General features: G+C 69.4%; 20 protein-coding genes. 10 read left to right on the top strand and 10 right to left on the bottom strand.

Translation table 11 applies throughout. The annotated features are described in order from the left end of the window. Positions 1-87: 87 nt before the first annotated feature. From NF616_RS16930 to NF616_RS16915, 4 genes are all read right to left on the bottom strand, one after another. The gene (locus tag NF616_RS16930) at positions 88-417 is read right to left on the bottom strand and encodes an amidase (RefSeq protein ID WP_252274481.1); all 330 of its coding nucleotides are present in this window, start codon (positions 415-417) and stop codon (positions 88-90) included. After that, the gene (locus tag NF616_RS16925) at positions 414-1,523 is read right to left on the bottom strand and encodes a serine hydrolase domain-containing protein (protein WP_252274479.1); all 1,110 of its coding nucleotides are present in this window, start codon (positions 1,521-1,523) and stop codon (positions 414-416) included. The genes NF616_RS16930 and NF616_RS16925 overlap by 4 nt, the downstream gene beginning before the upstream one ends. Positions 1,524-1,657: 134 nt before the next feature. Then, a complete protein-coding gene (locus NF616_RS16920) occupies positions 1,658-2,443 on the bottom strand; it encodes an oxygen-binding di-iron domain-containing protein (RefSeq protein ID WP_252274477.1) in 786 nt (261 codons plus the stop codon). Positions 2,444-3,104: 661 nt separating this feature from the next. Then, positions 3,105-3,983, bottom strand: a complete 879-nt coding sequence (locus tag NF616_RS16915) for an acyl-CoA dehydrogenase family protein (protein WP_252274475.1) — start codon at positions 3,981-3,983, stop codon at positions 3,105-3,107. Positions 3,984-4,121: 138 nt separating this feature from the next. Here NF616_RS16915 and olsB point away from each other — a divergent pair, with 138 nt between their 5' ends. Then, positions 4,122-4,865 carry an L-ornithine N(alpha)-acyltransferase gene (gene olsB / locus NF616_RS16910; protein WP_252274474.1) on the top strand — a complete coding sequence of 248 codons (744 nt, stop codon included), beginning with the start codon at positions 4,122-4,124 and terminating at the stop codon, positions 4,863-4,865. Positions 4,866-4,959: 94 nt separating this feature from the next. Further along, on the top strand, positions 4,960-5,733 hold the full coding sequence (locus NF616_RS16905; protein WP_252274472.1) for a lysophospholipid acyltransferase family protein: 774 nt from the start codon (positions 4,960-4,962) through the stop codon (positions 5,731-5,733). A 139-nt stretch (positions 5,734-5,872) separates the two neighbouring features. Here NF616_RS16905 and NF616_RS16900 read toward each other — a convergent pair whose 3' ends face one another. Continuing rightward, positions 5,873-6,448 (bottom strand): acyl carrier protein phosphodiesterase, encoded by a 576-nt coding sequence (locus tag NF616_RS16900; protein WP_252274470.1) that lies wholly within the window; start codon positions 6,446-6,448, stop codon positions 5,873-5,875. Further along, on the bottom strand, positions 6,445-7,470 hold the full coding sequence (locus NF616_RS16895) for an AraC family transcriptional regulator (RefSeq protein ID WP_252274469.1): 1,026 nt from the start codon (positions 7,468-7,470) through the stop codon (positions 6,445-6,447). The genes NF616_RS16900 and NF616_RS16895 overlap by 4 nt, the downstream gene beginning before the upstream one ends. Positions 7,471-7,595: 125 nt before the next feature. Between NF616_RS16895 and NF616_RS16890 the strand changes: the two genes are divergently transcribed. From NF616_RS16890 to NF616_RS16875, 4 genes are all read left to right on the top strand, one after another. Next, positions 7,596-8,744 (top strand): alkane 1-monooxygenase, encoded by a 1,149-nt coding sequence (locus NF616_RS16890; protein ID WP_252274467.1) that lies wholly within the window; start codon positions 7,596-7,598, stop codon positions 8,742-8,744. 179 nt (positions 8,745-8,923) lie between these two features. Next, on the top strand, positions 8,924-9,229 hold the full coding sequence (locus tag NF616_RS16885) for an ArsR/SmtB family transcription factor (RefSeq protein WP_252274465.1): 306 nt from the start codon (positions 8,924-8,926) through the stop codon (positions 9,227-9,229). 54 nt (positions 9,230-9,283) lie between these two features. After that, positions 9,284-10,450 carry an MFS transporter gene (locus NF616_RS16880; RefSeq protein ID WP_252274463.1) on the top strand — a complete coding sequence of 389 codons (1,167 nt, stop codon included), beginning with the start codon at positions 9,284-9,286 and terminating at the stop codon, positions 10,448-10,450. 17 nt (positions 10,451-10,467) lie between these two features. Further along, positions 10,468-11,517: an alkene reductase gene (locus tag NF616_RS16875; protein WP_252274462.1), complete on the top strand. Its 1,050-nt coding sequence runs from the start codon at positions 10,468-10,470 to the stop codon at positions 11,515-11,517. A gap of 193 nt (positions 11,518-11,710) precedes the next feature. Here NF616_RS16875 and NF616_RS16870 read toward each other — a convergent pair whose 3' ends face one another. Both NF616_RS16870 and NF616_RS16865 read right to left on the bottom strand, forming a co-directional pair. Beyond that, a complete protein-coding gene (locus tag NF616_RS16870; RefSeq protein WP_252274460.1) occupies positions 11,711-11,899 on the bottom strand; it encodes a hypothetical protein in 189 nt (62 codons plus the stop codon). Between the two features lie 117 nt (positions 11,900-12,016). After that, complete coding sequence (locus tag NF616_RS16865; RefSeq protein ID WP_252274458.1) at positions 12,017-12,940, bottom strand: LysR family transcriptional regulator; 924 nt, start codon at positions 12,938-12,940, stop codon at positions 12,017-12,019. Between the two features lie 151 nt (positions 12,941-13,091). Between NF616_RS16865 and NF616_RS16860 the strand changes: the two genes are divergently transcribed. The 4 genes from NF616_RS16860 to NF616_RS16845 all read left to right on the top strand — a co-directional run bounded on the left by NF616_RS16860 (position 13,092) and on the right by NF616_RS16845 (position 16,392). After that, on the top strand, positions 13,092-14,153 hold the full coding sequence (locus NF616_RS16860; protein ID WP_252274456.1) for an HlyD family secretion protein: 1,062 nt from the start codon (positions 13,092-13,094) through the stop codon (positions 14,151-14,153). Beyond that, positions 14,150-15,178: a DUF2955 domain-containing protein gene (locus tag NF616_RS16855; RefSeq protein WP_434091903.1), complete on the top strand. Its 1,029-nt coding sequence runs from the start codon at positions 14,150-14,152 to the stop codon at positions 15,176-15,178. Before NF616_RS16860 ends, NF616_RS16855 begins: the two co-directional genes overlap by 4 nt. Before the next feature lie 64 nt (positions 15,179-15,242). Next, on the top strand, positions 15,243-15,929 hold the full coding sequence (locus NF616_RS16850; RefSeq protein ID WP_252274452.1) for an SDR family oxidoreductase: 687 nt from the start codon (positions 15,243-15,245) through the stop codon (positions 15,927-15,929). A 61-nt stretch (positions 15,930-15,990) separates the two neighbouring features. Next, the gene (locus NF616_RS16845) at positions 15,991-16,392 is read left to right on the top strand and encodes a hypothetical protein (protein WP_252274450.1); all 402 of its coding nucleotides are present in this window, start codon (positions 15,991-15,993) and stop codon (positions 16,390-16,392) included. Positions 16,393-16,394: 2 nt separating this feature from the next. On the opposite strand, the gene NF616_RS16840 is transcribed toward NF616_RS16845, so the two are convergent. Then, positions 16,395-17,768, bottom strand: a complete 1,374-nt coding sequence (locus NF616_RS16840; RefSeq protein WP_252274449.1) for an MmgE/PrpD family protein — start codon at positions 17,766-17,768, stop codon at positions 16,395-16,397. 12 nt (positions 17,769-17,780) lie between these two features. Further along, the gene (gene leuD, locus NF616_RS16835) at positions 17,781-18,389 is read right to left on the bottom strand and encodes a 3-isopropylmalate dehydratase small subunit (RefSeq protein ID WP_252274448.1); all 609 of its coding nucleotides are present in this window, start codon (positions 18,387-18,389) and stop codon (positions 17,781-17,783) included. Between the last annotated feature and the right edge of the window lies 1 nt (position 18,390).

Genomic DNA, 18,390 nt, shown 5'->3' with positions numbered 1-18,390 from the left:
CTCACGTGCATTGCGGTTTGAGCGCCACGATAGCGGGCCGCCAAGGCCTTGCCAAACGCCGAGCGGTTGCCGGATGTGGCGGGCCGATCACAGGGGATCGGCCTGCTCCTGCAACTGGCAGCCCTGGCGCGGGCCCAGCCAGGCTGCGGTCTGGCTGCTGCCCATGCCGGAGGCGGTCACCCGCTTGCGCTCGGCGTCGTCGTGGAACGTGCTGATCGGCACGTACTGCTCGACGTAGGCGGCGCAGTACTCGGCCGGGTTGCCGCTGACGTAACGGCAGGAGCAGTACTCCTTGGCCGTGTACGCGCCGATGATGCCGGGGAAGGCGGCGAGGTGGAGGCGGTTGAGCCAGGCCTGCAGCACCAGCCCGGCCAGCAGCAGGAGGAATACGGACAGCAGGGGACGACGCCGGATCATGGCTGTTCTCCGTAGGCGGCCAGCACGCGCTTTAGCAGTTCGTTGTGGTTGTAGCTGGCGTCGCGGTCGTCGGCGTAGCGCACCACCACCAGCTTCTGCGCCGGCAGCACGTAGAGCGCCTGGCCCCAGTGGCCGAGGGCGGCGAAGGCATCGTCCGGCACATCCGGCCAGGGCTTGCTCGCGCCCTCCAGCGTCGCGTTGAGCCACCACTGGCCACCGGGCACGGCATCGCCCGGCTGCTGCGGGTCGGGCCGGTAGTTGGCGAAGGGCGTGCGGTTGAACGCCACCCAGCTCTGCGGCAACAGCTGGCGCTCGCCCCAGCGGCCGTCGCGCTGCATCAGCAGACCGACGCGGGCCAAGTCGCGGGCCGTCATGTAGGCATAGGACGAGGCGACGAAGGTGCCGCTGGCGTCGCGCTCCCACACCGCCGAGGCGATGCCCAGCGGCTCGAACAGCGCGGTCCAGGGGTAGTCGGCGTAGGCCTGCTCGCCGACCATCGACTTGAGGCTGGCGCCCAGCACGTTGCTGTCGCCGCTGGAATAGCGGAAGCGCGTGCCGGGAATCGCGTCCAGCGCATGACCGGCGGTGAAGCCGGCCATGTCGCCGCGGCCGCGGGTGTAGAGCATGGCCACCACCGAGGACTTCAGCGGCGCGTACTCGTAGTCCTCCTGCCAGGCCAGGCCCGAGGCCCAGTTGAGCAGGTGGCCCATCTTCACGTCCGGGTGCGCGGCGAACGGCGGGTAGTGCTGAGCCACCGCGTCGTCCAGCTTGAAGTGGCCCTCGCCGTAGGCCACGCCGAGCACGCTGGCGAACAGGCTCTTGCTGATCGACCAGGTCAGATGCGGGGTCTGCGCCGTGGTGGGCGCGGCGTAGCGCTCGTGGACGATGACGCCGTCGCGGATCACCAGCAGCGCATCGCTGCGCACGCCGGTGCGGGCGGCATCGTCGCGCGGGGCGAAGGCGTAATCGTCCAGCGCCTGCACGGCCGGACTGGCGGCCGCCGGCTGGCTGCTCCATTCGGGGATCGGCCAGGTTTCCGCGGCCAGGGGGCCGGCGGCCAGCAGGCAGCCGGCGAGGACGGTGCGACGCAATAGGGCTAGGGGCATCGGGCTCGCTCGCAGTTCAAAAGGAGCCGACGCTAGCACGGCAAGCGTGACGGGAAACAGCGCCGATCACGCCAGAGTCTGCGGGTGATCCGCTCGGCGAGCCGATCTCCACGAAGCGGCTCGCGGCCGGCGGCTCAGTCCGGCAGGCGGTAGTCCTGCTGGGTCATCAGGTCCAGGCCGCACTCGAGCTGCTCGATCCACTCGAGGAAGGCGTTGATCATCTCCGTGCCCACGAAAGGCCGGCCGTGCTGCGGCACGATCATCGCCACGTCCATCTCGCGCACCATCTGCACCCAGAAGCGGCAGGCCTTGTTGCTGGCCATGTAGCGGCGGTGGAAGCCGGCCATGTTCGGCACGTGGGCGGCGAAGTCCTGCACCGGGCTGGCGTCGTCGACCATGGAGGCGCCCATGTCGCCGGAGAAGAGGATCTTGCTCACCGGGTCGTACAGCTGGAAGTTGCCCACCGAGTGCAGGAAGTGCGCCGGCACGGCCTTGAGCTGGCAGCGGCCGAGGGCGATGGACTGGCCGCGGTCCGGCAGCGCGATGATGCGGTCGTAGGTGCAGATGCCGTGGCTCAGCGACAGGTAGTTGGCGGTGAGGTGCGGCAGGAAGCGCGCCCACAGCTTGGAGCAGATCACCCGGGCGCGGGTGTGCAGCAGCCACTTGTCCAGCGAGGCGATGATGTCCGGGTCCTGGTGCGAGGCGAAGATGTACGTCAGCGCCTGCACCGGGATGTGCTTGGAGAGCTCCAGCGACAGCGGGGTGTAGGTCAGGTCACCGCCCGGATCGAGCAACAGGTACTGCTCGTGATCGATGATGAGGAACTGGTTGGATTGCACGCCTTCGCCGCTGACTAGGTCATCGAACATCAGGCATTGGTGGGTGCCGTTATCGAACAGCACGATGGGCTCGCGGCGCATGGATACCTCGGAGGAAAAACGCGCGGCGAGCTTAGGGCCATGGGCGATTGCGCATACTGACGTGGGTCAAGCGCGGCGAGGTTAGCGCCACTTGCTGCGGGAGAGGCCGGGCCGCTAGAGCAGAAGTGCCGCGGCCTTTTTCCAGACGCCTCTCGCGGGCCGTGCGGGCCAGCTCCATCCACGTAGGGCTGATGACGCTCTGCTCATCCGCCATGGCCCCCCGCGGTGGATCGATGAAGCGCGATCCACCCTACAGCTGCAGTGCTGCGTTGGCTTTTTCCAGGCGCTTCTCGCGGGCCGTGCGCGCCAGCTCCAGCCACGTAGGGCGGATGACGCTCTGCTCATCCGCCATGGCCCGCGCGGTGGATCGATGAAGCGCGATCCACCCTACAGCTGCAGTGCTGCGTTGGCTTTTTCCAGGCGCTTCTCGCGGGCCGTGCGCGCCAGCTCCAGCCACGTAGGGCGGATGACGCTCTGCTCATCCGCCATGGCCCGCGCGGTGGATCGATGAAGCGCGATCCACCCTACAGCTGCAGTGCTGCGTTGGCTTTTTCCAGGCGCTTCTCGCGGGCCGTGCGCGCCAGCTCCAGCCACGTAGGGCGGATGACGCTCTGCTCATCCGCCATGGCCCGCGCGGTGGATCGATGAAGCGCGATCCACCCTACAGCTGCAGTGCTGCGTGGGCTTTTTCCAGGCGCTTCTCGCGGGCCGTGCGGGCCAGCTCCAGCAGATTGCAGTCGCGTGCCCACATCGCGGCCCAGGGCTGCGGGCCGGCGGCGACGGCGGCGTCCAGCTGCGGGCGCAGGGCCTGGAACTGGGCGAACAGGCCGGCCAGCAGCAGGTGGCTGGCCGGCTCGGCGGCGCCGTGGCGGGCCACCTCGGCACAGCCGGCGAGCAGGCCGAGCAGACGCAGGCGCAGGTCGCGCGGCCAGTCGCCGTCCTGGCCGACGCCGTACAACCAGGCGGCGATGGCGGCCAGCACGTGCAGGTCCTCGATACTGCGGAACGGCTTGACGTAGCTGTCCCAGCCATCGCCCGGCAGCAACTCGCAGTGCACGTTGTCCAGGTGCAGGCGGGCGTGGCCGATGTCCGGCATCAGCGGCAGCGCCGGCAGCGGCTCGAGGCGCGCGCCCGGTGCACCGCTGCGCACCACGCCTACGGCCAGGCGCGGGGCCTCGTCGGCGTCCACCCGCGCTGCCACCAGCAGCCAGTCGGCCGCCTCGGCGGCGGTGACGAAGTCCTTGCGCCCGGACAGGTGCAGGCCGTTTAGGCGGGTCTGCAGGTCCGCCGGGCGGGTGCTGCGGTTCTCGGTCACGCACAGCGCGCCGAGGCTGCGCGGCGCCGCCGGCCACAGCGCGCGCAGGGCGCCCTGGTAGCCGGCGAGAAAGGCCAGCCCGGGCGTGGCGGCCAGGCGCCCGCCGAGCACCGCCAGGGCGAAGGGGCCGGCGTCGCCGACCCGCTCCAGCAGGGCGGCGTACCAATCGTCCAGGTGGCCCGCCGGCAGGCGGTCTCGGGTTTCCAGCAGGGTTTGCCAGGGCATCGCAAAAGGTCCTCGTCGTCTGTCACGCAAGCATCACCAAAGATTCATGGAGGTGACACCGGGTGTTCCTAGCCTGAGCTTGCCCAACAACATCGACCGGCCGCAACCCACCGCAGGCTGGCTCACGGAGGCCACTCGATGACCCAGATCGCCCGAACTGCCGAACGCCGCTTGCAAGCCGAACGCCTGATCGGCCCGGACGCGCTGCGCGAGGCCCAGGCCCTGCGCTACGCCGTCTTCAGCAGCGAATTCGATGCCAAGCTGAAAGGCGCCGAGCTGGGCCTGGACATGGATGACTTCGACCCGCACTGCAGCCACATCGGCGTGCGCGATCTCAACAGCGGCGCGCTGGTCGCCACCACCCGCCTGCTCGACCACCAGAGCGCCAGCCGCCTGGGCCGCTTCTACAGCGAGGAGGAGTTCAGCCTGCACGGCCTGGCCCACCTCGAGGGCCCGGTGCTGGAGATCGGCCGCACCTGCGTGGCGCCGGCCTACCGCAACGGCGGCACCATCGCCGTGCTATGGAGCGAGCTGGCCGAAGTGCTCAACGAGGGCGGTTACCGCTACCTGATGGGCTGCGCCAGCATTCCCATGCAGGACGGTGGCGTCCAGGCCCAGGCGATCATGCAGCGCCTGCGCGAACGCCACCTGTGCACCGAGCACCTGCGCGCCGAGCCGAAGACTCCGCTGCCGCACCTGGACGTGCCGGGCAACGTCATCGCCGAAATGCCGCCGCTGCTCAAGGCCTACATGCGCCTGGGTGCCAAGGTGTGCGGCGAGCCGTGCTGGGACCCGGACTTCCAGGTCGCCGACGTGTTCATCCTGCTCAAGCGCGACGAGCTGTGCCCGCGCTATGCACGCCACTTCAAGGCCGCGGTCTAGGTCTGCCGAGCCGGAGTCCGCGGCCTGTTCACCCGGCTCCGGCCCGACGCCCTTCGGCAGGCTTCATCCCTCGTCCCCTGAACCGAGAGCCACGATGAACCGACTGCGCTTCTACTTCCGCCTGGCCCGGCTGGCCGCGGTGCTGCTGCTGGGCGTGGCCCTGGCCGGCGTGGTCGCCGCCGCCGAGCGCCTGCGCCGCAACGACCTGATGGGGCTGCGTCAGCGCCTCACCCGCTGGTTCCTCGCCCGCCTCAGCGGCGCCCTGCCCTTCGAGGTCAAGGTGCGCGGCGAGCTGCCCAGCGGCCCGCACCTGTGGGTCGGCAACCATGTGTCCTGGACCGACATCCCGCTGCTCGGCCAGCTGCTGCCGATCTCCTTCCTGTCCAAGGCCGAGGTGCGCACCTGGCCGCTGGCCGGCTGGCTGGCGCACAAGGCCGGCACCCTGTTTATCCGCAGGGGTTCCGGAGATAGCGCGCTGCTGGCACGCCAGCTGCACCGTCACCTGGAGGCCGGACGCCAGCTGGTGATCTTCCCCGAAGGCACCACCACCGATGGCCAGCAGGTACGCACCTTCCACGGCCGCCTGCTGACCGGCGCCATCGAGGCCGGCGTGCCGTTGCAGCCGGTGGCCATCCGCTACCTGCGCGACGGCGAGATCGACCCCATCGCCCCCTTCATCAGCGACGACGATCTGCCCTCGCACCTGCTGCGCCTGTTCAAGGCCGAGCGCGCCGTGGTCGAGATCCAGCTACTCGCCCCCATCGCCAGCACTGGCCAGGAACGCAACGCCCTGGCCCGCCAGGCACAGCGCGCGGTGCAGACAGCCCTGTTCGGCGAAACGCCGCAACCCACACAACAAGCCGCCTGACCCCAGCCTGGGCTCGCTCTCAGGTCGCCCCGATTGCATCCCGCCGTAGGGCGGCCTCGCCGCGCAGTGGCGGCCCGCCATACCCGCCGAGCACAACGCTCGAACGCAGATCTCGTCACACCGAAAAGCGGCCGCCCGCCTACCGCGCCTCGGCCGAGACGAACGCCTGCAACTGCGGATAGAACGCGCGAAAGTCCTCGCTGAGCGGCTCATACAGCCGCTCCAGCTCGCCCATAGCGCCCGCCAGCATCTGCGGCCGCGACAGGCGCCGGCTCATGCCGAGCAGCACCTGCTCCAGCACGGCGAAGTCCGTGTAGCTGCCGAGCCAGTCCTGCGCCGCCATACGCGGGGCGATATAGGCCAGGCGCTCCGGCAGCTCCGCCTCGGCGGCCAGCACCCGGTAGACCCGCCCGGCGAACTGCCCCAGCGGCTCGTCGGCGAAGTCCGCCCAGTCGCGGGCCAGGCAGTGATCGAAGAACAGGTCGAGCAGAATCCCCGAGGTGCGCCGGCGCGCGGCCGGGAAGCGCGCCCGCGCCCGCTCGATCAGCGGGTGACGATCGGTGAAGGCGTCGATGCGCCGATGCAACTGGATGCCGGCCTCGATGCCGGCCGGAAAGCGCCCCGCCAGCGGCCCCTTGACGAAGTCGCCGTAGAGGCTGCCGAGCAGCTGCTGCGGCTCGCCGCCGCCCAGGTGCAGGTGGGCCAGGTAGTTCACGCCGCCCCCTTGCGCCAGGCGTTGGGCGTGATGCCCAGCCAGCGGCGGAAGGTGCGGCTGAAGTTGCTGGTGTCGCGGTAGCCCAGGCGCTCGGCCACCGCCTCCACGCTCAGCGGCGTGTTCTGCAGCAGCCAGCAGGCCAGTTCCTGGCGCACCTCGTCGAGCAGCTGCTGGTAATGCGCGCCCTCCTCGCGCAAGCGACGGATCAGCGTGCGCTCGGACAGGTGGAATTCCAGCGCCAGCTGTTCCAGCGTCGGATAGGCACCCTCGCAGGCCACCAGGCGCAGCTGCACCCGACGCACCCAGTCGCCGCCGGGACCGGCGCCCCGCAGCTGATGCTCGCAATCGCGCAGAGCAATGCGCGCGGCCTGCGGATCGGCGCTCAGGCTGGGGCGATCCAGCCACGCCAGCGGCAGGCTGACGCTGAAGCGCTCGGCGCCGAAGCTCGCACCCGGCCCGAGCAGCTCGCGATAACGCGCCGACCAGGGCGGCTCGGCGAAGGGAAAGGCGAACGCCAGCGACGCGTCCGGCAACGCGCCGCACACCGCCTCCAGCAGGCGCAGACAGACGCCGGCCAGGCTGGCAAGGATGTGCTCGCGCGCGTCGGCCAGGTCGAACAGCTCCTCAAAGCCGATGCGGTAGCGCTCACCCTCGACGGCCCCGTCGAGACGCAGGCTGGACAGGCGCAGCACGCTGAAGCGCTCCAGCACCGCCAGCACGCCGCGCAGGTCCGGGCACAGGGCGGCGGCGTAGCCCACCGGGCCGTGGGCCGACACCGGCATGCCGCAGCCCACTTCCAGCCCCAGCCAGGGGCAGTCGGTGAGCTGCAGCGCGCGGCGAATCAGGCGCTGCACCTGGGCGAAGTTGAGCGGGCGGTTGTCGCGGTGCAAGTGCGCCCAGTCCAGGCCGGTGCCGTGCAGGATCTGCGCCTCGTCGAAACCGCGCTGACGCAGAGCCGCGCACAGCAGGCGGGCGTAGATCGGATGCAGGCAGGGTTGCAGCGGGGCGAGGCTCGGGTCCATGGGGCAGGTCCGGCGCGAAGGCGAGCTGTCACCATAAGACGATTTTCTGCCCGCCTCAACGGTTCTGCGATTGACCGGGCCGACGCATGCTGGGTCCAGGTCGAAGAACCGCGGAGACAATAAAGATGGAAACCGCCCTGCCCTACCGTGACCGCAAGCGCCCGCTCTGGCTGCTGTCGCTATTCGTTCCTTGCCTGGGCCTGATCGGCCCCGCCCTGTACCTGCTGGTTTCACCGCACGACGCCTGGCTGTGGCTGTCGCCGGCGTTCTTCTACTTCGGCGTGCCGCTGCTCGATGCGCTGATCGGCGAGGACCCGAGCAACCCGCCCGAATCCGAGGTACCGGCCCTCGAGGCCGATCCCTACTACCGCTGGATCACCTACCTGCTGGTGCCGGTGCTGTGGGCAACCTTCATCGCCACGACCGCCTTCGTAGCCACCCAGCCGCTGGCCTGGTACGGCGTGCTGGCGATGGTCATCAACACCGGCGGCGGCCTGGGCTTCGCCATCAACCTCGGCCACGAGATGGGCCACAAGAAGAGCGCGCTGGAGCGCTGGCTCGGCAAGCTGGCCCTGGCGCTGGCCTGCTACGGGCACTTCTACGTCGAGCACAACCGCGGCCATCACCGCGACGTGGCCACGCCGGTGGACCCGGCCTCGTCGCGCATGGGCGAGTCGATCTACCGCTTCGTCCTGCGCGAGATGCCCGGCGGCTTCCGCCGCGCCTGGCGACTGGAGACGGAACGCCTGGCCCGCGGTGGCAAGCGCACCTGGAGCCTGGACAACGAGGTGCTGCAGCCGGCGCTGATCAGCCTGACCCTGTATGGCGGGCTGACCCTGGCCTTCGGCCTGGCGATCCTGCCGTACCTGCTGCTGACCGCCTTCTGGGGCGCCTTCCAGCTGACCTCGGCCAACTACCTGGAACACTACGGCCTGCTGCGCCGCCGGCTCGACAGCGGCCGCTACGAGATTTGCCAGCCGCACCATTCGTGGAACAGCAACCACCTGTTCTCCAACTGGGCGCTGTTTCACCTGCAGCGCCACTCCGACCACCACGCCAACCCGACCCGGCGCTACCAGTCGCTGCGCAACTTCCCCGACCTGCCGCGCCTGCCCAGCGGCTACTTCGGCATGTACCTGGTGGCCTACGTGCCACCGCTGTGGTTCCGCATGATGAACCCGCGGCTGATCACCGCCGTGCAGGGCGATGCGGCGCGCATCAACTTCCAGCCCGGCCAGCGCGACCACCTGATGCGGCGCTACGGCCTGACGTGAACGAACCCTGCCTCGCCTCGCCAGCGAGACGATCTGGCCCGAAACGAACCCGCGCGCATTTGCACGGGCGCCTTCTTCCGCATCATCCGCGTCGATAATCAATATCGGCGCAAAGCGATCTACATATCGGAGAGAGCCAATATAAAGTTCGCCTCACTCCGATATGCGACGACACCGGCATGAGCGATCCACTCGATCTCGACGACATCATCAAGGCCCTCGCCCACCCCGTGCGGCGGGAGATCCTGCAATGGCTGAAGGAGCCGGAAAAGCACTTCGCCGATCAGGACCATCCCCTGGAGCTGGGCGTCTGCGCCGGCAAGTTCGAGCGGTGCGGCCTGTCTCAGTCGAGCGTCTCGGCGCACCTGGCGACGCTGCAGCGCGCCGGCCTGGTGACCTGCCGCAAGGTCGGCCAGTGGAGCTTCTACAAGCGCAACGAGGAAGCGATTCAGGACTTCCTCGCACGCCTCGACCAACAACTCTGAACCCGCGCCCGCCAGCCGGGCTCTTCACTATCGATTCGCTTCAGGAGCCGGCCCATGCCGTTACCGCTTCTCGTCCTCGCCTTGTCCGCGTTCGCCATCGGCACCACGGAATTCGTCATCATGGGCCTGCTGCCCGAGGTCGCCCTCGACCTCGGCGTGTCCATCCCCGGCGCCGGCTGGCTGGTCACCGGCTACGCCTTGGGCGTGGCCCTCGGCGCACCGTTCATGGCCCTGGTCACCGCCAACTGGCCGCGCAAGCTGGCCCTGCTCGCGCTGATGGGCATCTTCGTGCTGGGGAACCTGCTCTGCGCCACCGCCGCCGACTACGAACTGCTGATGGTCGCCCGCGTGGTCACCGCGCTCTGCCACGGCGCCTTCTTCGGCATCGGCTCGGTGGTGGCCGCCAGCCTGGTGCCGGAGAACCGCCGGGCCTCGGCCGTGGCCCTGATGTTCACCGGCCTGACCCTGGCCAACGTGCTCGGCGTGCCGCTGGGCACCGCGCTCGGCCAGTACGCCGGCTGGCGCTCGACCTTCTGGGCGGTGACCGCCATCGGCATCCTCGCCTTCATCGGCCTGTGTCGCGTGCTGCCCAGCAACCGCGAGCAGCAGCCCGCCAACCTGCGCGCCGAGCTGGCCGCCCTGCGCGGCGCCGGGCTGTGGCTGGCGCTGTCCACCACCGTGCTGTTCTCCGCCGCCATGTTCGCCCTGTTCACCTACATCGCCCCGCTGCTCGGCGAGGTCACCGGCGTGTCGCCGCGCGGCATCACCTGGACCCTGCTGCTGATCGGCGTCGGCCTCACCCTTGGCAACCTGATCGGCGGCCGCCTGGCCGACTGGAACCTGGCCGCTGCGCTGGCCAGCGTGCTGCTGGCCCTGGCGATCCTCTCCACCCTGGTGCGCTGGAGCAGCCCGCTGCTGATCCCGCTGGAGATCAATCTGCTGCTCTGGGCCACGGCCGCCTTCGCCGCCGTGCCGGCACTGCAGGTCAACGTGATGATGTTCGGCCAGGCCGCACCGAATCTGGTGGCCACTCTCAACATCGGCGCCTTCAACCTGGGCAACGCCCTCGGTGCCTGGGTCGGAGGCCTGGTCATTGCCCAGGGCCTGGGCCTCACCGCGGTGCCGCTGGCGGCTGGTGCGCTGGCCGTGCTGGCGCTGATCGCCACCCTGCTCAATTCCTCCCTCGGCAGCGATGACGCCGCCGAGGCGCTGCTCGACTGACCCAAGGAGATAGCCCCATGACCACCCTGTTCGACCCGATCAAGATCGGCAGCCTGGAACTGCCCAACCGCATCATCATGGCCCCGCTGACCCGCTGCCGCGCCGACGAGGGCCGCGTGCCCAACGCGCTGATGGCCGAGTACTACGTGCAGCGCGCCAGCGCCGGCCTGATCCTCAGCGAGGCCACCTCGGTGACGCCGATGGGCGTGGGCTACCCGGACACCCCCGGCATCTGGTCAGAGGACCAGGTGCGTGGCTGGCTCGACGTGACCCGCGCCGTGCACGCCAATGGCGGGCGCATCTTCCTGCAGCTATGGCACGTCGGCCGCATCTCCGACCCGCTGTACCTGAACGGCGAGCTGCCGGTGGCGCCGAGCGCCATCGCCGCCAAGGGCCACGTCAGCCTGGTGCGACCGATGAAGGACTACGTCACCCCGCGCGCCCTGGAGACCGAGGAGATCGCCGACATCGTCGAGGCCTACCGCCACGGCGCCGAGAACGCCAAGGCCGCCGGCTTCGACGGCGTGGAGATCCACGGCGCCAACGGCTACCTGCTCGACCAGTTCCTGCAGAGCAGCACCAACCAGCGCAGTGACCAGTACGGCGGCTCGGTGGAGAACCGCGCGCGTCTGCTGCTGGAAGTCACCGATGCCGCCATCTCGGTATGGGGCGCCGACCGCGTCGGCGTGCACCTGGCGCCGCGCCGCGACAGCCATGACATGGGCGACGCCGACCCGCGCGAGACCTTCGGCTATGTGGCCCGCGAGCTGGGCAAGCGCGGCGTGGCCTTCATCTGCACCCGCGAGAAGCAGGGCGAAGACAGCCTGACGCCATTCATCAAGGAGCAGTTCGGCGGCCTGGTGATCGCCAACGAGCGCTTCACCAAGGACCAGGCCAACGCCTGGCTGGCCGAGGGCAAGGCCGACGCCGTGGCCTTCGGCATCCCCTTCATCGCCAACCCGGACCTGCCGGCACGCCTGGCCCAGGACGCCCCGCTCAACGAGCCGCGCCCGGAGCTGTTCTACGCCCAGGGCCCGGTCGGCTACATCGACTATCCGCGCCTGTAACCGCCGCCTGCGAAAAAGCCCCGCATCGCGGGGCTTTTTTTCGACCGTGAAACACCTCGAGCAGACCGTCGCCGAAGCCCACCGATGCAGCCGCTCGGCGAGCGGGCAAAAAAAGGCCGCTCGGGGGCGAGCGGCCGGAACCGGACGCCGATCAGGAGTGCATCGACGTCGGGAGGAGCGAAAAACGCGCGGATCAGCCGTCGCGGGCCTCGTCGGCGCGCAGCTGCCCGGCCAGGGAATGCGCGTCAACCACGGCGCTACGCTGCTGGGCCAGCGCTTCATTGTGCGCAACAAAGCCGGGCGATTCCTCGGCGAGCGTCAGCGGGGAGAAAAACAGGGAAAAAGCGGCGAAAACAGCAGTAAAAATCAGATTACGTTGCATATCTTGGACCTCTCTAGTGCGCTTCTGTCGAAACGTGGCGCCATCCTAAAAGGGTCGAGATCGGGGAAAAAGTGCGGTTTCAGTGAATGACTCTTTCGGCGACCGTAACAATGTCGCTCAGTCTGCCCAGTGTCGGGGGTCTTCCAGCAGTTGCTCGTCCTGCTCCAGCAGCGGCGGCAGCTCGGCTTTGAGGAAGTCCACCCAGGTGCGGATCTTGGCGTCGAGGAAGCGCCGCGACGGGTAGATCGCGTAGATGTTGCGCTGGCGCAGGCGATGCTCGGGCAGCACGCGCACCAGGCTGCCGTCGCGCATGGCCGGCGCGGCGACGAAGGACGGCAGCAGGCACACGCCCATGCCGGCCTGGGCCGCCTTGGCCAGCGACTCGGCGACGTTGACCTGGAAGCTCTCCGCGGGCCGCGGCTCGAACTCGGCGTCCACGCCGTCCTCGTACAGCGGGTCGAGCAGGCGCAGGTAGCGATGTCGATGCAGGTCGGCCGGCTGGCGCGGCACGCCGTGGGTCTGCAGGTAACCGGGCGCGGCGCACAGCACGCTGAACATCGGTCCCAGCAGCTGCGCCACCTTCTGTGAGCTGGGCAGCTCGCGGGCGAAGGCGATGATCAGGTCGTAGCCGTCCTCCAGCAGGTCCGGCGTGCGCTGCGACAGGCTCAGGTCCACCACCACTTCGGGGTGCTGCTCGGCGTAGCGGGCGATCAGCGTGGTCAGGTGCTGCAGGCCGAGCCCGGTCATGCTGTGCACCCGCAGCCGGCCGCTCGGCGTAAGGTGCGCGCCACGGGCCTCGGCGGCGGCCTCGTCCACCTCGTCGAGAATCAGCCGGCAGCGCTGCAGGTAGCGCTCGCCGGCCTCGGTCAGCGCCAGGCGCCGGGTGGTGCGGTGCAGCAGCCGGGCCTGCAGCCGTTGCTCCAGCTCCGAGACCAGCCGCGACACCTGCGCGGTGGACAGCTCCATGGCCATGGCGGCGGCGGTAAAGCTGCCGGAGTCCACCACGCGGACGAATACGCGCATGCTGTGCAGCGTGTCCATTGTTACCTCATCTGTAAGGCTGATTCTCGCGGCCGCGAGATTATCTTGCACTCGCCGATAAATATACTGGCGACCGTCCAGCGGCGCCGGCCGAGAGCCGCCCGTTTCCGCGTTTCCGCCCGTGCCGCGTTACGGGCCCTCCGAGAACCCTATGACCCCGGATCAGAGATTCGCCCGTCGCGTGCGGGCGGCCATCGTCCTCTTCGTCCTGCTGTTCGCCTATTTCCTCGCGGCGGACCTGTGGATGCCCATCACCCCCCAGGCCCAGCTGACCCGCCCGGTGCTGCGCGTCGCGCCGCGGGTGGACGGCCAGGTGCAGCACGTGGCGGTGCGCAACAACCAGCATGTCGCCGCCGGCCAGCTGCTGTTCCGCCTCGACCCCGAGCCCTTCCGCCTGGCCGTGCGCAGCGCCGAGCTGGCGCTGGAACAGGCCGGGCAGGACAACCGCCAGCTCGATGCCGCGCTCGCCGCCGCCCGTGCCGAACAGGCCGCGGCCCGCGCCAGCGCCCGCGAGCTGCGGCGCGAAGGCGCCCGCCTGGGCAAGCTGGTGCGGAGCCAGCACGTGTCCCGCCAGCTGTTCGAGCAGACCGAGGCGAAACGCCAGGCCGCCGAGGCCGAACTGGCCGCCGCCGGCGCGCGCATCGCCGAGCTGAGCGCCCAGCGCGGCACCAACGGCGAAGACAACCTGCGCCTGCGCCAGGCGCGCAATGACCTGGCCCTGGCGCGCCTGCGCCTCGCCTACAGCGAAGTGCGCGCCGAGCGCGCCGGCACCCTGAGCAACCTGCAGCTGTCCGTCGGCGCCTTCCTCGCCGCCGGCAGCCCGGTGGCCGCGCTGGTGGCGGACGAGGCGGACATCAGCGCCGACTTTCGCGAAAAGGCGCTGCACCAGGTGCGCCCCGGTGACGCCGCCTCGGTGGTGTTCGATGCCTTGCCCGGGGACATCTTCGACGCCCGCGTCGGCACCTTCGACGCCGGGGTCAAGGAGGGCCAGCTGGAGGCCAACGGCGACCTGGCCGCGCCGGTGGTCTCCGACCGCTGGGTGCGCGACGCCCAGCGCCAGCGCCTGCACGTGCGGCTCGACGAACCCCTGTCGCGGCCGCTGCCCAGCGGCGCCAAGGCCACGGTCCAGTTGTATCCGCACGACTCGCCGCTGGCCGAGTTCTGCGGCCGGCTGCAGATCGCGCTGATCAGCCTGCTGCACTACGTCTACTGATGCGCCGCGCGACCCTCACCGAGAACGACCTGCGCCAGTGCCTGCGCCTGGCCGGCGGCGGCACGCTGGGCCTGTTCGTGTGCAAGCTGATGGGCTGGGACAACGGCTCGTTCTTCTGCGTCTATCCCATGCTACTGCTGGGCCTCACCCCGCGCATCGATGCCCACGTGATCCGCCAGTTCCTGCTGCAGGCGGTGCTGGTGAGCCTGGAAGTACTGGTGATCTACGGGCTGTTCGGCGATCGCCCGCAACTGGTGGTACCGCTGGTGTTCCTCGCCTACCTGTGGCGCTTCCGCCTGATGGCCCAGGGGCCGCTGTTCATGTTCGGCGCCCTGGGCAGCGTGTTCCTCTCCATCCAGCTGCACTTCGCCAGCTACCCGGATACCCACCTGTACGACCTGGTGACCAGCAACCTGATGGCCGCCGGCCTGACGGTGCTGATCGCCTGGCTCATGTTCTTCCTGTTCCCCGACGCCGAGCCACGCCCGCCGCGCCAGCCACAGCCCAAGGATGTGCCCAGCCAGCGCCACGAGGCGCTGCTCGGCGCGAGCGTCGCCACCCTGTCGTTCATGCTGTTCCAGAGCCTGGACCTGCGCGACTCGCTGTCCGCCCAGGTCGCCTCGATCCTGGTGCTGTTCCCCATGCACTGGAACGGCATCCGCTTCGCCGGCCGCATTCGCGCCCTCGGCACCCTGCTCGGCTGCGCCATCGGCCTGCTGCTGCAGCTGCTGCTGTACAGCCACTACGACGTGCTACCGCTGGTGACCCTGGTGTACTGGACCGCCGCACTGTGCTGCGCGCGCATCCACGTGCTGGAACAGGCCCAGGGCATCGGCTTCGGCGCGCTCACCACCCTGGCCATCGTCTTCGGCCAGTACCTCACGCCGCAGCACGACGTGGTCTACTCCATCGCCTACCGCCTCAGCTCGGTGTGCGTGGCGGTGTTCGTCACCCTGGTCGCGGTGTTCGTCCTGCACCGCCTGCTCAACCGCTTCCCGAGCCTGCGCCACGCCAGCCACGCCTGAGGCGGGCAACATGAAGCCGGTCTGGGTATGATCCGGGCAGGTCCGACAAGACACGGAGCACAGCATGCACAACGTATTGATCGCCGGCGCCTCGCGCGGCATCGGCCTGGGCCTGACCCGCGCCAGCCTGGAGCGTGGCGACCGGGTTTACGCCGTGGCGCGCAATCCGAACGGCGAGGCGCTGGCCGAGCTGCAGCGGCAGTATCCCGAGCGCCTGATAGTGATCGCCGGCGACCTCACCGCCGCGGACGTCGCCCGGCCTATCGAGGCGGCGCTGCAGGCGCAGGCGCTGGACATCCTGCTGTTCAACGCCGGCATCATGGGCCCGCAGCACCAGGACGTGGCGCAGGCCACGCCCGACGAGCTCGCCACGCTGTTCCTCACCAACGCCGTCGCGCCCATGCGCCTCGCCCGCCAGCTGGCCGGACGGGTGCGCCTCGGCGGCGTGATCGCCTTCATGAGTTCGCAGATGGGTAGCGTGGCCCTGGCGCGTTCCGCCGAGATGCCGCTGTACGGCGCCAGCAAGGCGGCGCTGAACAGCCTGCTGCAGAGCTGGGACCGCTCCGCCGAGCGCCCGCAGGCCTGCCTGCTGGCCCTGCACCCCGGCTGGGTTCGCACCGACATGGGCGGCGACCAGGCCACGCTGGACGTCGCCACCAGCGCCGCCGGCCTGCTCGCGTCCCTTGATGCGCATCTGGACGCCAACGGCTGCCATTTCCTCGACTACCAGCAGCAGCCGCTGCCCTGGTAGGCGCCGGTTCGTCCGCTGCCCCTTGCGGGGCGGCGCCCGAACCTGGCTATGATCGCAGCCCATGACCCTGCCGCCACCGCTTCGCCAACCCTGCCCGCCCGGTGCCTGTGACTGCAGCCGCGACCAGCTGCTGGAAACGCCGGGCGCGGACGTGCGCATCCTGCTGCTGACCCGCAGCGAGGAGAAGCGCCTGCTGGAACGCCTGGAGAACCTGCAGAGCCTGGACGACCTGCGCCACCTGCAGCAGCGCATGTACCAGCAGCTCGGCATCCGCGTGGAAGTGACGCCAGGCTTCAACGAGGTACGCAGCATGCGCGGCATCGCCATCCACATCGCCGAGCACCCCGGCCTGTGCCGCAAGACCCGCCAGTCCATCCCCGCCGCGATTCGCCGCGGCCTGGAGCGACAACCGGAGATCGCCTACCGGCTGCTGGACTCCTTCGACCTGCTGGGCGGAGCCTGAGCCTACGCCGGCACGGCCATCGCCGCGAACAGCGCCGCGTAGTCGGTCTGTCGTTCCAGACAGGCAACGAGTTCGAGCACGCGGTCCTGGGCGTCGCCCTCGAGGTGCGGCGTCGCCATGCGGCGAAACTTGCGTTCGAAATCCGCGTCGGTCATCGGCGTCTCCAGCGAGCCGGGCCCGCTGATCATCTCGCTGGTAATGGTCTCGCCCGAGTCCAAGCTCACGCTGACCCGGTTCGCCAGGTGCCTCGGGAAGAGCTGCGTCAGAGCCGAGCTATCGCTCACCGTGGTCTTGTCCATCAGGGCAATGGCGCGTGGGTCCGTGATGCTTTCCCGGGAGTAGGAATCGAGGCTGATGTCGCCGTCCAGCAGCGCCCGCGCCACGTTGTACGGCAGGCTGTGGTCCGCCGTTTCGCGGGTACGTGGCCGCCACTTCTCGGCGTCGGCCAGCACCCGGTGGTTGAACTCCGAGGTCTCGATATGAATGGCCTCGATGTTGCCTAGATCGGCGATCTGCGGCCTAAGGTCGATCGCCGCCCACACCGCCGTGTGCAACTCGCCGTTGGTGGGAAAGGTCTTGGTCAGCGAGCGGAGGATGGCGAAGTCGCCGTTGTCGCGATTACCGAAACGCTCAACATCCAGGGCGAACTCGCCCGTCACCTGGCGGAAGAAGCCCATGTCGCCCTCGAACACCGGTGCCGGGCCGGTCATGCCGTGGCGCGCCAGGTTGGCGGCGAAGATGGCGTTGCGCGCCGCGTTGGCCGCCGAGCAGCCCTTCCAGTCGGACAGCGAGCCCGAGCGCACCTGGCGCATGGCCAGGTGCGCGCTGAGGGCGATGTTGATCGCCTGCTCGGCCTGTTCCTCGTCCAGTTTCATCAGCCGGGCCGCGGCGGCGGCCATCGCCACGTTGATGTAGTTGACGTGGTCCCAGCCGCGCTTGTTCAGGCTGGCGGCGTCCTGCAGGCGCATCTGGATCTCGTAGGCGATGACGATGGCCACCACCAGCTCGCTACCCGCGGCGCCTTCGGCCTCGGCCAGAGCCAGGCAGGCGGCAATGCTGTCGCTGGGATGGCCGGGCTCGAGACCCATGTAGCCGTCGTTGTAGTCCAGGAAGCGCACCATGATGCCGTTGGCGAAGGCGGCCAGTTCCGGCGTGGTACGCAGGTCGGTGCCGAACACGCTGGCCGCTGGCTGCCGTACCTGCGCCGCCACGGCGATGGCCGCCTGCACCGGCTTCGCGCCGTAGGCGCCGAGGATGCAGGCCAGGCTGTCGACGAAGCGCCGGCGCACGCAGGCGATCACCGTCTCGGGCAGTGCATCAATCGAAAGATCGCAGGCATAGCGGGCCAGGCGCCGCGCCAGTGTGGGGTCGGACATGAAGATTCTCCGTCAGGCCAGCCAGGGATTGGCGCGCAGATGCGCCGCCTCGAATGCGCGGATCTGCTCGGTGCGCTGCAGAGTGCTGCCGATGGCATCCAGCCCCAGCAACAGCGCCTGCTTGCGCAGTGGATCGATGTCGAAACGCACCCGCTCGCCATCGCCAAAACGGATCAGCTGCTCCTCCAGATCGATGCTGACGTGGGCGCCCCAAGGGTCGCTGACTACCCGTCCGATCCGCTGCAGATCGGCCTCGCCCAGCTGGATCAGCAGCACGCCGTTGCGCTGGCAGTTGTCGAAGAAGATGCCGGCGAAGCTGGTGCCGATCAGCGCGCGAAAGCCCAGCTGCTTCAGCCCCCACACCGCGTGTTCGCGGCTGGAGCCGCAGCCGAAGTTGGGGCCGACCACCAGGAAGCTGGCGCGATTCCACGGCACCTGGTTGAGCACGAAGTCGGGGTTTGGCTTGCCATCCGCAAGGAAACGCAGATCGAAGAACAGGCCGCGGTCCAGGCCGCTGCGGTCGATGCCCTTGAGGAACTGCTTCGGCATGATCACGTCGGTGTCGACGTTGGCCGCGAGCATCGGCGCGGCGACGCCGCTGACATGGGTGAACGGCTGCATA

Origin of the sequence: Pseudomonas subflava (assembly GCF_023823685.1) — a bacterium.
In the GTDB taxonomy this organism is placed as follows: Bacteria; Pseudomonadota; Gammaproteobacteria; order Pseudomonadales; family Pseudomonadaceae; genus Aquipseudomonas; species Aquipseudomonas subflava.
This window is presented reverse-complemented; position numbering and strand designations above follow the sequence as displayed.